Below are 13,232 nucleotides of genomic sequence, written 5' to 3'. Positions count from 1 at the left end.
GTCGTTACCGCAGAATGAAGGCTGTATACAGAACGTCAGTGACTTCCTGCTTAGGTTGGCCGTTTACCAGCGGGGTCGCCAGCGTTTGTTTAATGGCGTCGACCAGCTTTTGCTTACCCACATCGGTAGCCAGCGCCGAAGCGTCCTGACGAGAGAACAGCAGCAGAAGGCGGCTACGCACTTCCGGAAGATAATCATTCAGACGCGCGCGCGTGGCTTCATCCTTCAGGCGCAGCGTAATACCGACATACAGCACACGATCCGCGTCACCGAGGTTCACGGTGAAGGTGTCCAGAGGGAAAAATACCGGCGCCGGCGGTGGTGCAGGTTCGGCTTTGGCCGCAGCGGTCGAAGGTTCCTGCTGCATACGCCAGTAACTATAGCCCGCGGTAGCGCAGGCGGCGAGCGTGATCAACACCAGCAGCAGGATCCAGATGGAACGCTTACTTTTTTTGGTGATAGCGGAGTCAGTCATCTGATACGAGCTTCCTGTTTCGGTACAGCTTAATAAGGTGATTATCCCGTGTCCTGCTGTCGTCAAAGCGTGGAAAAGACGGGGATAATCACGCTACCTCTGGCGTTTAGGCGAAGATGTCTACGGCACTGTTACCGCGCGCGGCGGATTGCAGAGCGGCAGGGACAGGCAGTAACTCATCGCTCTCGTCATTAAAGCCGCCGGTGTTGCCGGAACGCGAAGCCTGGTGCTGCTGCTGGGATGAGGACTGCTGCTGCCCGGCAAAGCTCTCGCTGCTGACGCTGCTTTGCGCAAGCTGAATGCCGTTCTCCGCCAGTGAGGTTCGCAGGACCGGCAGCGCGGCTTCCAGCGCCGCACGGACATGGCTGTGCGCAGAAACCATCTGCAGCTGCGCCTGGTTATCATCCAGCTTAAGCGAAATTTGCACCTGACCCAGATCTTCCGGGTGCAGACGCAGCTCGGCCGTCTGCTGGCCCTGTTTAGTGAACAGGGTGATGTGTTGGCTCAGGGACTGCTGCCATTCATGCGTACCCAGAGGCTGGCTTAACACCGGTGCGGTGGCGACGGTGGCGGCCGTCTGACTGGTCGCATGGCTGGACATAATCGGTGCCAGGGTCGCCGTCGGTGAGGCTGAGGAGGAGGAACTGGCAAGCTCCTGCTTCTCTGCCGTTGCGGCCACGGCCGGCGTGGCCGGCGCGTTACCCGACAGGGCCGGGTCGCTGTTTTTCGCCTGGCTCTGATAAGGCGCAGCACTCTGGGCTTTATCATGGCTTCCCGGAAGCGCGTTCAGGGACGGCTGGCCCGCGCCGTTTTGCGTCAGCGCCGCTGAACTCAGCGTTGCGGTGGCGGACACACCGTCACTGCCTGCCGCACGTGAGGTGCTGGTCTGCTGGTGCGGCAGCATGGCCATCAGCGCGCTTAACCCGGCCAGCTCCTCTTCGCTCAGCTCGCTTTTGCCGTCATCTTTGCTGTTGACCGCATTAAGCGTTTTCAGGGCATCACCCTTTGACAGCGGCACCAGCCCGGTAACCAGCGTATCAAGCGACGTAACGGGCGACGTTTCATCGCCATTCAGCGCAGTTTGACGCGAGAGCAGGTCGGCAATTTTGGCCTGCAGGGTGGTATCCCCTTTGGCGTCCTGAGCCACTTTTGACAGTTTACTGCCGGCGGCTTTCAGGTCAGCCAGGGTCAGCGGCGCATCTTTGCCCTTGCCCGTTGCGTCCGAGAGGGCGCCCGCCAGCAGAGAGAGAAAGTCCTGTGCACCGTCGGCGCCTTTCCCCGTTTGCGTGCCGCCTGACAGGTCGCTGTCGCTCATCAGCAGTTGTTGCAGTGTGATCATTCCGGTTTCCTCATTGATGCGCGCTGGGCAAACTCATCCATTTTTTTCTGATCCAGGCGGTTTTCCGCCAGGGTCGTTGCCGCGATCTGTCGGTCCTGTAAGGTCTGCCAGGCCTGCAGTCGCTGCTTCTTCTCGCGCCAGAAATTCAGCGCGGTATCGACTTTCTGGGTCCAATGGTGAAGCTGCTGGCGATGCTGATCTATCGCCTTCTCCAGCGTCTGGATAAACTGCTGATAGTTAATCCAGCGCTGGCTTCCAATGCCCTGTGTCATATCGGTATTGAGGTTGGTGCGATATTCATGCTGATAGTCGATTAACATCTTCAACTGTTCTTCAGCCTGCTGGCACCCGCGTCGCATTGCGCCAAGCTGCAATGCGGCATCATCAACTTCTTTTTCAGCCAGATCTTTCAGCGTTGATAACGCGCTGTTTTGCGCCATGACCTTCGCCCTCCACCTGTGTTACACCTGCGGGAAAATCAGCTCCAGAGCCTGAATTGAATCTTCCCAGTCGGCGCGTTCAAAAATGCCTTGTTGCAAAAATGCCTCCAGCTGCGGCCACAGGCTAATCGCCTTGTCGAGCATCGGGTCGCTGCCTTTGGCATACGCCCCCACGCTGACCAGATCGCGGTTGCGCTGGAAGCTGGAAAGCAGTTGTTTGAAGTTACGCACGCGGGCGTAGTGCTTCTCGGTTATCAGCGCCGTCATTGCGCGGCTGATAGAGGCTTCAATATCGATGGCCGGATAGTGTCCGGCTTCGGCCAGACGACGCGACAGCACAATATGACCGTCAAGGATCGCGCGCGCGGAATCGGCAATCGGGTCCTGCTGGTCATCGCCTTCCGTCAGTACCGTATAGAACGCGGTGATGGAGCCGCCGCCGCTGATGCCGTTCCCCGCGCGTTCCACCAGCGCAGGGAGTTTGGCGAAGACCGAAGGCGGGTAGCCTTTGGTCGCCGGTGGCTCACCGATGGCCAGCGCGATTTCACGCTGCGCCATCGCGTAACGGGTCAGGGAATCCATGATCAGCAGCACGTGCTTGCCGCGGTCTCGAAAATCTTCGGCGATACGGGTGGCATACGCGGCACCCTGCATGCGCAGCAGCGGCGACACGTCTGCCGGTGCGGCGATCACCACCGAGCGGGCGCGGCCTTCCGCACCCAGAATGTTTTCAATAAAGTCTTTTACTTCACGACCACGTTCACCGATCAGCCCCACGACGATCACGTCGGCCTGGGTATAGCGCGCCATCATGCCGAGCAGGACGGATTTGCCTACGCCTGAGCCGGCGAACAGGCCCATACGCTGTCCACGTCCCACGGTCAGCAGGGCGTTAATCGGGCGCACGCCGGTGTCCAGCACATGCTCGATGGGGGTACGCTGCAGGGGGTTGAACGGCTGGGTGATCAGCGCGCCGGTTTCGGTGGTGTCCGGGGAGGGCAGACTGTCGAGCGGTTTCCCGCTGCCGTCCAGCACGCGGCCCAGCAGGGCAGGACCGAGCGGCAGCTGTTTCCCGCTTTGCAGCCCGTCGCCAGAAATATTTTTGGCATACACGCGCGCGCCGGGCAGAATGCCTTCCACCTCTTCAAGCGGCATCAGGAACAGGCGCTGGCCGTTAAATCCGACCACTTCGCTTTCAACTTCACGCGTTTCCAGACCATCCTGACGCTCAATGACGCAGGTCGCGCCCAGCGGAAGCTGCAGGCCGGTGGCTTCGAGAACCAGACCGGTGGCGCGCGTCAGTCGCCCATAACGACGAACGGATGGCAGTAGCGCCATCTTCGTCTCAAAGTTGTCGAGCGTGGTGAGCCAGCGGGTGAGGCGCGCGGTCATCAGACGACTCCCGGTGCCGCCAGGCGGCACAGTTCCTGCCAGCGGGTGGCGACGCTGGCATCCAGATCGCCTTCATCGGCAGAGACTTTGCAGCCGCCGTGATGTAGCGACGGGTCGCCGCGCAGGCGCCAGCCGTGCAGGTTAAGCGTCGCGCCCAGGCTTTCTTCAACGCGCTGCAGGTCGTCCGGATGGACGCGCAGCTGAGGTTTCCCGCTGAACAGCGGCTCCTGCTGAAGCAGACCCTGAATTTGTTTGATAAGCGCGGTGTTATCCACCACGGGCGTCTGGCCGATGACCTGACGCGCGGCTTCCAGCGCCATCTGCATCAGTCGCGAGGCAATCACGCTGTCCAGCGCGTCCAGGGTGTGCTGAAACTCGCTGACCAGCTGCTGCATGCGGGCATGGATCGGCGCCTGCTGCTGGCGCGCCTGATCGATACCGTGCTCTAACCCTTTCGCCAGACCTTCCTGATACCCCTGCTCGTGGCCTTTCTGGCGGCCTTCGTTCAGACCGGCGTTATAGCCCTGCTCGTGCGCCTGCATTTGCAGCTGCGCCAGCATCTGGGCCTGCTGCTCCTCTTCGGTCAGCTCGGGCTGCTCGACGTCCGGGTCAAGCTCTTCGGTTGCGATGACGGCCGGCGTGAACTCGGAGAGGGGAGGCGCCAGATCGTCCGGCGTCCAGCGCTTCCAGGGCAGCTCATTAGACATAGGTGTCGTCTCCGCTGCCAATCACCATCTCGCCGGTTTCCGCCAGACGACGAACAATAAGCAGAATGGCTTTCTGTTCGTTTTCCACCTGAGACAGACGAACCGGGCCGCGGTTGGCAAGGTCGTCGCGCAGGATATCGGCCGCACGCTGAGACATGTTGCGCAGGAACTTCTCGCGCAGCGGCTGCTCGGCGCCTTTGAGGGCGATAAGCAGCGACTCGGAGTCCACTTCCTGGAGCAGGCGCTGGATGCTGCGGTCGTCCACTTCGACAAGGTTTTCGAACAGGAACATCTCGTCGATGATTTTCTGTGCCAGCTCGCCGTCGAATTCGCGAACCGCCGTAATGACGGCCTCTTCCTGCTGCGTTTTCATCAGGTTGATGATTTCCGCCGCCGTTCTCACGCCGCCCATTTTGCTGCGCTTGAGGTTCTGACCGTCGAGCAGGTTGTTCAGCACTTCGGTCAGCTCCGCCAGCGCGGCCGGCTGGACGCCGCCGAAGGTCGCGATACGCAGCATCACATCGTGACGCAGGCGTTCTTCGAACAGCGCCAGAATATCTGCCGCCTGACCGCGTTTGAGGTGGACAAGGATGGTGGCGATAATCTGCGGGTGCTCGTCGCGGATAAGGTCGGCGGCACTCTGCGGCTCCATAAAGTTGAGCGTTTCGATACCGCTGGCGGTATCGCGCGTTTCCAGAATGTCTTCCAGCAGGCTGGAGGCACGCTCTTCGCCCAGCGCCTTGACCAGCACGGAGCGCAGGTAGTCGTTGGCGTTGATGTTCAGCGCGGCAAACTGTTCGGCTTCCTGTTCAAACTCTGCCAGCACTTCGGTCAGCTGCTTGTTGGAGATCTGACGCACGTTGGCCATGGCCGCACTGAGAATTTGCACTTCTCGCTGGGAGAGGTGTTTAAACACCTCTGCCGCACGATCTTCGCCAATGGTCATCAGCAGGATGACGCTTTTATCGGTGCCCGTAAGCGTATTACTCATGTTCGTTACCCATCCACTGGCGGATGACCAGCGCCACGACGCGCGGATCGTTATCTGACATTTCGCGAATGCGCTGGCTCATCACCTCAGCGCCCATGCGCTGGTTAGCACGACGCTGCTGCAACTGTTCATCTTTGCTGAGGCGCACTTCAACCGCTTCTTCCGTTTCCTGGCGCGCATTCATCTGCTCGCGAGCCGCTTTTTCGGCTTCAGCACGGCGCTGGAGCTGCGGACGAACGCCCTTACGCCACAGCAGCCACGCGACAATCAGCACCAGCAGCCAGCGTCCTGCGGACATCAGCTGGTCGATAAACGCCTGCTGTTGCCAGAACGGCAGTTCACCGCCGGTCTCATCAACCGAGTTGAACGGTGAGTTCACCACGTTGAGGGTATCGCCGCGCTTCTCGGAGTAACCCATCGCTTCACGGGTCAGGTTTTCAATCTGCTTCATCTGCTCGGCGGTCAACGGCAACGGTTTGCCGTCCGCCAGCGTTTTGTAGTTCACCACTACCGCAACGGAAAGACGCTGAATATCGCCCACGTTCAGTTTAGTGTGGCGAATCGTCCGATCCACTTCGTAGTTCGTGGTTTCGTTACGGCTGCTGGTACGCGGACCGGCGTTACTGGTCGTTGAGGTGGTCTGCTGATTATTTTGTTGACCGTTCTGCTGATTGGCCGGCGGCGTAGAAATCGGTGCCGCGTTAGCCGGGGCAGGCTGGTTAGACAGCGCGCCCGGCACGCCGCCCGGGTTTGCACCGCCAATCTGCTCGCTGGTGTTGATCTGGCGCGAACGCATCACCGCCTGAGCCGCATCGCCGTTCGGGCTGTATTGTTCTTCAGTTTGTTCTTTATTCGCGAAGTCGATCTGGGCGGTTACCTGCGCGTGCACGTTGCTGTTGCCCACTACCGGGCCCAGGATCGCTTCGATACGACGCTGGAGACGGTTTTCGACATCGGCGGCATACTTCAGCTGCGCGTCATTCAGATCGCGACCGGCGGTATTGGACTGCGTCAGCAGGTGACCGCTTTGGTCGACCAGCGTCACGTTACCCGGCGGCAGACCGGCGACGGCGCTGGAGACGAGGTGCGTCACCGCGCTGATTTGCCCTTCGTCCAGCGCGCGGCCGGGTTCAAGGTTCACGGTAACGGACGCTGAAGGTGATTTCTGTTCGCGGACAAATAAAGAAGGTTTAGGCATCGCCAGGTGCACGCGGGCACTCTTCACCGGGCCTAATGTTTCAATGGTGCGGGCCAGTTCACCTTCCAGCGCACGCTGGTAGTTCACCTGCTCGCTGAACTGGCTGATACCGAATTTTTCCTGATCCAGCAGCTCAAAGCCAACCGCACCGCCTTTCGGCAGCCCCTGCTGAGCCAGACGCAGACGCAGCTCGTGCACCTTATCTGCCGGTACTTCAAGCGCACCGCCATTATCGGCAAAGCGATAAGGGATGTTCATCTGGGTCAACTGGGTGACGATGGCGCCGCCATCCTGATCGGAAAGGTTGCTGTAGAGCGTCCGGTAATCAGGGCTTTTCGCCCACAGGACCATCGCTACAAGGATCGCAATTGCGGCAGCGCCTGCCACGATCAACGGGATTTTAGGATTCGCGCGAAGGCGGTTCATCCACTCGAGTGATTTATTCTGCGGCGCTGTCGATGCTGTTGCACTCATTGCGCACCTCTTAAATCCTGGTGGTTTACGTTATTCGTGTAGAGAAACAAAACTGACTCCCGGGTCGGCAAACACGACAAAAGTTCCATATTGATGGCCCTGCCATTATTTGATGATTCGTGATTTTCTATGCGTCAAATAACCTGGTTTTTTCATGCTATTTACCGCCATTATCTTATTGACAAGCTGTTAGTCTTGACCGCGTAAAAAACCATCCAGGGGAGAGTCATGGCTATACAGGGCATTGAAGGGGTAATCAGTCAGTTGCAGGCAACGGCGATGACGGCCCGTAATCAGAATGTGGCAGATCAGCAGCCGAGCATCAGCTTCGCGGGGCAACTGCATGCCGCTCTTGACCGTATCAGTGATACCCAGACCGCCGCGCGCACTCAGGCAGAGAAGTTCACCCTCGGTGAGCCGGGCGTGGCGCTGAATGATGTGATGACCGATTTGCAAAAAGCCTCGGTTTCCCTGCAGATGGGGATCCAGGTGCGTAACAAGCTGGTCTCGGCGTATCAGGAAGTGATGGGGATGCAGGTTTAAGATCTGTCGATCTTCGCTGGCAGCCGCAGCGCTTTAATGCCACAATATTTTTTTCTTCGAATGCAGGAAAGATGATGAAAAAAATAGCAATTGCTGGCGCGCTGCTGGCACTGACCGGGTGCGTTCAGGTCGATAACTATAACGACGTGATCAAGCACCCTGTCCCGGCGCATCTGGCGGGATACTGGCAGTCGAAAGGGCCGCAAAGCAACATGGTAAGCCCGAATGCGATTGCCACGCTGGTGGTGACGGAAGAGGGCGATACGCTGGACTGCCGTCAGTGGCAGCGCGTGATTGCCGTGCCGGGTAAAATCATGCTGCGTTCAGACAGTTATTACAACGTGACCCGTAAGCTGGATATCTATCCGCTGGAGCGTGATGGCTCAACGCTGGAGTACGACGGGCTGGAGCTGCAGAAGGTCGATCGTCCAACGGTTGAGTGTGCCGATTACCTGAGCAAGAATCCGCTCGAGAGTAAGCTGCCCTGAGGGTAAACGCAAAACGGCAACCTCGTTGCCGTTTTTGGTGTTTGCGCCCTCTCCCTGTGGGAGAGGGACGGGGTGAGGGCATCAGGCCGCACTTTGCCAGTACTACAGCGCATCCTCTATCACCCAAACGCTGACGCTTCCCCCATTACAGGTAAACGTCCCTTCGCCATCCGCCGCCGTGGTGATGGTTTCTTCGCGATTGCCGAGAAAATCCCGCCACGTTTTGTTGCCGTAGTTTTCCCCAAGACAAATCACCTTCTCGCCAACGTCCCCGTTCGACATCACCACCACGCAGCCGGGATCGTCTTCCGTACCGCTGCGGCTGAAGGCGATGCAGTTTGGATGGTCGAAAAACAGCGTTTGCACGCCGTGGGCAAAACGCTGGCGCGCGAGGATCAGCTCGTGAAGCTGCTCAATCACCGGCATATCAATATGGTACGTTTCACCGTCTCCTCCCGCATCGTCATAGCTGGCGCCGAAGAGATCCGGATAAAAGACGCTCGGCACGCCATTTTCCCGCAGCAGGATCAGCGCGTAGGCCAGCGGTTTAAACCAGGCTTCGACCGGTGCTTCAAGCGCCTGCAAAGGCTGGGTGTCATGGTTCGCGACGAGGGTGACCGCATGAAACGGATCGGCTTCTACCAGGGTGCCGGTGAAGATTTGGCTCATGTCGTAATCCCGGCCCTGACGTGACGCCTCGTGGAATTTCATCTGCAGAGGGGCATCAAACAGCATGGTTTTGCCTTCGACCTGGTCAATATAGGCCTGAAGTTTATCCACCTCATGGGACCAGTATTCCGCCACGATAAACAGCGGCTGGTCGGCGACTTCCTGGACGTGCTCAATCCACTCTTTGTAAAACCACGCGGGAATATGCTTGACGGCGTCCAGACGAAAACCGTCGCAGCGCGTCTGTTCCATGACCCAGCGGGCCCAGTATTTGATCTCCTCGGTCACGGCGTGATTGCGAAAATCGATATTTTCGCCCATCAGATAATCGAAGTTACCCATCTCATCATCAACCTGATCGTTCCAGCCTTCGCCGGTGTAGTCGTTGACGATTTTAAAGATGCCGTCTTCATCGGGGTTTTCAATGTGGTCGACGCCGCTGAAGCATTTGTAGTCCCAGATAAACTGTGAGTACTGCCCGGCCCGGGCAGGGAAGGTATAGCGGGTCCAGGCTTCACACTCGATGACCTCATCGTCGATTTGCGTGCGGTCCTGTTCGTTCACGCGCTGAACGCGCACGGGCTCTTTTTCATCGGCGCCCATTTTGTGGTTCACCACCACGTCCAGCAGTACGGCAATGTCGTTGCGCTTGAGGGCGTCGATGGCTTCCAGCAGCTGCGCTTTGTCACCGTATTTCGTGGCGATACTGCCTTTCTGGTCAAACTCGCCCAGATCGAACAGGTCATAGGAGTCATAGCCGACAGAATACCCGCCTGACGCGCCTTTATAGGCGGGCGGGAGCCAGATCATGTTAATGCCGATTTCGTTAAGATTGGGGGCTAACGCCGTGACCTCTCGCCACAATTCACCGCCAGCAGGGTAGTACCAGTGAAAACATTGTAACAGGGTGGGGTTTTTCATCGTCCTTGCTCCAGAAGCCATTGGCAGACTTCTGGAGTATGGATGAAGAAATCATAGTTGTGTGTCGCGGGTAAAACTTTCTGGGTAAAGAATATTCCCTGACAGCTTTCCATAGGTAGACGTGATGGATTGCTGTTTGCCGGTGGTATCAATGAGCTCACGCAACTCTTTCATACGCAAGTTCAGTAAAACTTTAAGCTCGGCCTCATTTTCCAGCACCAGTTTGAGCAACTCTTTCGCTCTCTCGATCTGCAGCATATTGTTGGAGCTTATAGGATTCTGTGCAATACTTTCAACAATTTGCACATATTTGACTTCTTGTTCAATTAATTCATCCCATTTGCCTGAATGGGCGAGATTTAGCATGGAAATGCTGAGCGCATGCAAAGCATGCCAGTCAGTCAGTGATGGGATGGTATTTGTCATTAACGCATATCCTGGTGGCTAGAAGGCGCTTCACCGATTTGTTTCCACGCGTCGGCGATGTTGTTCAGTAATCCCTCAACTTCCATGATGGTCTCCACATCATTGTGCATATTAGCAAGTAACAATCGGCGTACCATATAGTCGTAAAGCGATGCCAAATTGTTGGACAGTTCACCTTCAGCATCCATATCAAGTCCAGCCTTGAGACCGTTATCAATGATACTGATTGCTTTTGAGAGCGCTTCTCCTTTAGATATCAAATCTCCCTGATCCAGAAAAAGTCTCGCCCGAACGAGGGCGCTCATGGCCCCATCAAAAAGCAAGACAATTAATTGATGGGGGCTAGCGCTCATCACAGCGCTTTCAATGCCCACCTTTTGATATGAAAGTGCACCATTTTGGCTATACATTTTAAATCCTTAACTACTGGACTTACTAAACTGAGTTGTGAGGTACGATGAGGTACTGTTCATTTTGGTTACAATGCTATCCAGCGCGGTAAATTGCGCTTTATAGCGAGCCATTGTGGCTTCTATGCTGGCTTCCGTTGCGGTATAGCGTTTATCTAGAGTTTTAATCGTGGCATTAATACCGTCCTGAGCACTTTGAATAACGCCTTCGCTACCGGCTGAGGTATCCAACATCTTGGTTAGCATGGTACCCATCGTTGTTGCCAGACCTGTCGTTTTACCATCGCCCATAAAGTAGGCCTGAACTGCTTCAGGGTTTTTTGTCAAGGCGGCATTTAGTTTGTCGGTGTCAACTTTCAGGTTGCCGGTAGAACCATCTGATCCCACTTTAGGATCTTGGGTAATGCCAAACTGTGCCATGATGGCATACGAACCTGACTGCACCTGCGTCAGTTGACTACGCAATTGTGCTTGTACACTTCGAACCGTGCCGTCACCTATCAGTGCGCCGTTAGAGGTTGACTGATTGTCTGCGCCTGCTTCTACGGGACTATATTTGGTTACGCTCGCGATTGTCGACTGAAGTGCATTGTATGCCGTCACCCAGTCGTTAACTGCTTTAGCCGTTGCATCTGTAGAACGCGTTACGTCCAAAGTTTCATCTGCTGAACTTTTGGCTTTCAAAGTGAGTGTGACGCCAGTTAATGCATCGTCAATTTTATTGCTAGAACGCTCGATCACAATGCCGTTAATTGATACGCGGGCATTTTGAGATGGTGTTTGTACGCTCATTGCGCTTGACGACATATCGTGGCCAATCAACTGCTGTAGCGTGTCGTCACCATCAACGGTGACCGTCATATCTCCATCGGTTCCTGTCGATTTTGAGGTCAGGAAAAGGCGATATTCCCCATCATCCGCTTTCATGACGGTAGCAGAAACGTTACCCCCAGCTTTATTGATTTCACTTGCGATGTTGGTCAGTGATGTTTGCGCGTCTGACAGTGTAATTTTTAGCGGATCTTTAGTACCGGGTTGCGTAATCGTCAAAGTTCGAGTGCCGCCGGAGGTCGTGCCGCCCAACTGTTTTGTATTGCTGTCGATACTTCCTGACATCAACACCTGAGCTTTAGCAACCTGACTTACATTAACTGTATAAGACCCTGTCGTGGCATCCGTTGAGGTTGTGGCTGAAAACGCTGTGTTCGTACTAGCGACGGAGGTTGCATTCCATACTGAGGCTTTACCCAGCGCAGTTGTTGCCGTTTGCAGATTCGTCAGGGCGCTTTGCAACTTACCGTAGGCGCTGAGCTGAGCTGTATAAGTCGTTTTCTGTTTGGTAATCGCACTAAGCTTAGTATTTTCAGCAGTTTCAAGGTTGTTATATAGGGTAGCGAGTGGCAAACCAGAACCAACACCCAAATTACTCAAATCAACAGTAGCCATGTCAGAATTCCTTGCGTCTTTGGTTTAACTTGACTCTGTATCGGCATCAACGAAGAAAAGTTTACACAGACAGTGAAAAAATTATCGACAGATTAGGGCAAGCAACAGGCGGTAAATAAGTCAATTGTCGGGCTAAAAGGTGGTCATGACGGCTACCGAGAAGAGTTGTATGAATTTAATTTGTTTAAAATCAATAAAATAAAATTTTTATTCGAATAATTCTAAAGTCCTTTGAAGTTGGGTCGATACCCTTTTTGACGGTGAGAGACGCCGTGAGTGTTAGGCACCGAACCTAAATTCAATTTTTGAAGGAAAAAAATATGGCAGTTATCAATACTAACCTGTTGTCCCTGACTACTCAGAACAACCTGAACAAATCTCAGTCTTCCCTGGGCACTGCGATCGAGCGTCTGTCCTCTGGTCTGCGTATTAACAGCGCGAAAGACGATGCGGCTGGTCAGGCAATTTCTAACCGCTTCTCTTCTAATATTAAGGGCCTGACTCAGGCTTCCCGCAATGCGAATGACGGGATCTCCATCGCGCAGACGGCTGAAGGTTCACTCAACGAAATCAACAACAACCTGCAGCGTATTCGTGAGCTGGCGGTTCAGGCACAGAACGGCACTAACTCCGCTTCTGACATTGACTCCATTCAGTCTGAAGTAAACCAGCGCTTGTCTGAAATTGATCGTGTTGCAAGCCAAACCCAGTTCAACGGTCTCAAAGTACTGAACTCTGCTGGCACCATTAGCATCCAGGTTGGTGCTAACGACGGAGAAAAAATCGACATTACTATCGGCGACAAAACTAACTGGAGCCTTCTGGCTGCGGGTGCTGCTGGCGCGGCAGGCGGGGCTGTTGCTGCTTCTGACCGTACAGTCAGTCAATCTGGTGTTGACGTTCTGGCAACGAATGTTCTTTCTACCATTGATAAAGCATTAAAAGCTGTTGATAATCAACGTTCTGACTTAGGTGCGATTCAGAACCGGTTCGAGTCCACCATCTCTAACCTGAACAACACTGTCACTAACTTGTCTGCTGCACAGTCTCGTATTCAGGATGCTGATTATGCCACCGAAGTATCAAACATGTCTCGCGCGCAGATTCTGCAGCAGGCTGGTACTTCAGTTCTGTCTCAGGCTAACCAGGTTCCGCAGACCGTTCTGTCTCTGCTGCGTTAATCTCTTAACACATAATGAAACCAGCCTAAGGGCTGGTTTTTTTTTGCCTGTACTAAGCGCAGATTAACCTTATCTTTCTTCATTAATTTTCGATATTGTTGGTAACTGCGTTCGATACAATAAACAATCAAT

The 13,232-nt window shown here is 55.2% G+C and carries 14 protein-coding genes; 3 read left to right on the top strand and 11 right to left on the bottom strand.

Annotation, left to right across the window (positions count from 1 at the left end):
- Window positions 1–4: 4 nt before the first annotated feature.
- From fliL to fliF, 7 genes are all read right to left on the bottom strand, one after another.
- A complete protein-coding gene (fliL, locus tag INF68_RS13030) occupies window positions 5–475 on the bottom strand; it encodes a flagellar basal body-associated protein FliL (RefSeq protein WP_193525325.1) in 471 nt (156 codons plus the stop codon).
- A gap of 106 nt (window positions 476–581) precedes the next feature.
- Complete coding sequence (fliK, locus tag INF68_RS13025; protein ID WP_109845217.1) at window positions 582–1,814, bottom strand: flagellar hook length control protein FliK; 1,233 nt, start codon at window positions 1,812–1,814, stop codon at window positions 582–584.
- On the bottom strand, window positions 1,811–2,254 hold the full coding sequence (gene fliJ, locus INF68_RS13020) for a flagellar export protein FliJ (RefSeq protein ID WP_126786445.1): 444 nt from the start codon (window positions 2,252–2,254) through the stop codon (window positions 1,811–1,813). The genes fliK and fliJ overlap by 4 nt, the downstream gene beginning before the upstream one ends.
- Before the next feature lie 21 nt (window positions 2,255–2,275).
- Entirely contained in the window at window positions 2,276–3,646 is a 1,371-nt protein-coding gene (fliI, locus tag INF68_RS13015) for a flagellar protein export ATPase FliI (protein WP_126786444.1), read from the bottom strand.
- A complete protein-coding gene (gene fliH / locus INF68_RS13010; RefSeq protein WP_023312302.1) occupies window positions 3,646–4,353 on the bottom strand; it encodes a flagellar assembly protein FliH in 708 nt (235 codons plus the stop codon). The genes fliI and fliH overlap by 1 nt, the downstream gene beginning before the upstream one ends.
- Window positions 4,346–5,344 carry a flagellar motor switch protein FliG gene (gene fliG / locus INF68_RS13005; protein ID WP_023312301.1) on the bottom strand — a complete coding sequence of 333 codons (999 nt, stop codon included), beginning with the start codon at window positions 5,342–5,344 and terminating at the stop codon, window positions 4,346–4,348. Before fliG ends, fliH begins: the two co-directional genes overlap by 8 nt.
- Window positions 5,337–7,016 carry a flagellar basal-body MS-ring/collar protein FliF gene (gene fliF, locus INF68_RS13000; RefSeq protein ID WP_126786443.1) on the bottom strand — a complete coding sequence of 560 codons (1,680 nt, stop codon included), beginning with the start codon at window positions 7,014–7,016 and terminating at the stop codon, window positions 5,337–5,339. The genes fliG and fliF overlap by 8 nt, the downstream gene beginning before the upstream one ends.
- Before the next feature lie 228 nt (window positions 7,017–7,244).
- Here fliF and fliE point away from each other — a divergent pair, with 228 nt between their 5' ends.
- Together fliE and yedD are read left to right on the top strand one after the other, a co-directional pair.
- Window positions 7,245–7,559, top strand: coding sequence for a flagellar hook-basal body complex protein FliE (gene fliE, locus INF68_RS12995; protein WP_008500329.1), 315 nt, complete (start codon window positions 7,245–7,247; stop codon window positions 7,557–7,559).
- Between the two features lie 74 nt (window positions 7,560–7,633).
- Window positions 7,634–8,047 (top strand): lipoprotein YedD, encoded by a 414-nt coding sequence (gene yedD / locus INF68_RS12990; protein WP_109845215.1) that lies wholly within the window; start codon window positions 7,634–7,636, stop codon window positions 8,045–8,047.
- Between the two features lie 102 nt (window positions 8,048–8,149).
- Here the strand turns inward: yedD and amyA are convergent, their stop codons facing one another.
- Genes amyA through fliD form a run of 4 tightly spaced genes read right to left on the bottom strand, consistent with a single transcriptional unit; the run spans window position 8,150 to window position 11,919 of the window.
- Window positions 8,150–9,637, bottom strand: coding sequence for an alpha-amylase (amyA, locus tag INF68_RS12985; RefSeq protein ID WP_126786442.1), 1,488 nt, complete (start codon window positions 9,635–9,637; stop codon window positions 8,150–8,152).
- 51 nt (window positions 9,638–9,688) lie between these two features.
- Window positions 9,689–10,063, bottom strand: coding sequence for a flagella biosynthesis regulatory protein FliT (fliT, locus tag INF68_RS12980; RefSeq protein WP_087855440.1), 375 nt, complete (start codon window positions 10,061–10,063; stop codon window positions 9,689–9,691).
- Entirely contained in the window at window positions 10,063–10,473 is a 411-nt protein-coding gene (fliS, locus tag INF68_RS12975) for a flagellar export chaperone FliS (RefSeq protein WP_087855439.1), read from the bottom strand. Before fliS ends, fliT begins: the two co-directional genes overlap by 1 nt.
- 9 nt (window positions 10,474–10,482) lie before the next feature.
- Window positions 10,483–11,919: a flagellar filament capping protein FliD gene (gene fliD, locus INF68_RS12970; protein ID WP_087855438.1), complete on the bottom strand. Its 1,437-nt coding sequence runs from the start codon at window positions 11,917–11,919 to the stop codon at window positions 10,483–10,485.
- A 320-nt stretch (window positions 11,920–12,239) separates the two neighbouring features.
- Between fliD and INF68_RS12965 the strand changes: the two genes are divergently transcribed.
- Window positions 12,240–13,100, top strand: a complete 861-nt coding sequence (locus INF68_RS12965) for a flagellin domain-containing protein (protein ID WP_087855437.1) — start codon at window positions 12,240–12,242, stop codon at window positions 13,098–13,100.
- The last annotated feature ends 132 nt before the right edge of the window (window positions 13,101–13,232 follow it).

It is taken from the genome of Enterobacter cloacae complex sp. P16RS2, from assembly GCF_014982155.1.
GTDB lineage: Bacteria > Pseudomonadota > Gammaproteobacteria > Enterobacterales > Enterobacteriaceae > Enterobacter > Enterobacter cloacae_M.
This window is presented reverse-complemented; position numbering and strand designations above follow the sequence as displayed.

Excerpts from the sequence above, each read along its gene's own strand:
- fliD (WP_087855438.1), bottom strand. The coding sequence starts at position 11,919 with ATGGCTACTGTTGATTTGAGTAATTTGGGTGTTGGTTCTGGTTTGCCA.
- fliL (WP_193525325.1), bottom strand. The coding sequence starts at position 475 with ATGACTGACTCCGCTATCACCAAAAAAAGTAAGCGTTCCATCTGGATC.
- fliT (WP_087855440.1), bottom strand. The coding sequence starts at position 10,063 with ATGACAAATACCATCCCATCACTGACTGACTGGCATGCTTTGCATGCG.
- fliK (WP_109845217.1), bottom strand. The coding sequence starts at position 1,814 with ATGATCACACTGCAACAACTGCTGATGAGCGACAGCGACCTGTCAGGC.
- fliG (WP_023312301.1), bottom strand. The coding sequence starts at position 5,344 with ATGAGTAATACGCTTACGGGCACCGATAAAAGCGTCATCCTGCTGATG.
- amyA (WP_126786442.1), bottom strand. The coding sequence starts at position 9,637 with ATGAAAAACCCCACCCTGTTACAATGTTTTCACTGGTACTACCCTGCT.
- INF68_RS12965 (WP_087855437.1), top strand. The coding sequence starts at position 12,240 with ATGGCAGTTATCAATACTAACCTGTTGTCCCTGACTACTCAGAACAAC.
- fliH (WP_023312302.1), bottom strand. The coding sequence starts at position 4,353 with ATGTCTAATGAGCTGCCCTGGAAGCGCTGGACGCCGGACGATCTGGCG.
- fliJ (WP_126786445.1), bottom strand. The coding sequence starts at position 2,254 with ATGGCGCAAAACAGCGCGTTATCAACGCTGAAAGATCTGGCTGAAAAA.
- fliS (WP_087855439.1), bottom strand. The coding sequence starts at position 10,473 with ATGTATAGCCAAAATGGTGCACTTTCATATCAAAAGGTGGGCATTGAA.
- yedD (WP_109845215.1), top strand. The coding sequence starts at position 7,634 with ATGAAAAAAATAGCAATTGCTGGCGCGCTGCTGGCACTGACCGGGTGC.
- fliF (WP_126786443.1), bottom strand. The coding sequence starts at position 7,016 with ATGAGTGCAACAGCATCGACAGCGCCGCAGAATAAATCACTCGAGTGG.
- fliI (WP_126786444.1), bottom strand. The coding sequence starts at position 3,646 with ATGACCGCGCGCCTCACCCGCTGGCTCACCACGCTCGACAACTTTGAG.
- fliE (WP_008500329.1), top strand. The coding sequence starts at position 7,245 with ATGGCTATACAGGGCATTGAAGGGGTAATCAGTCAGTTGCAGGCAACG.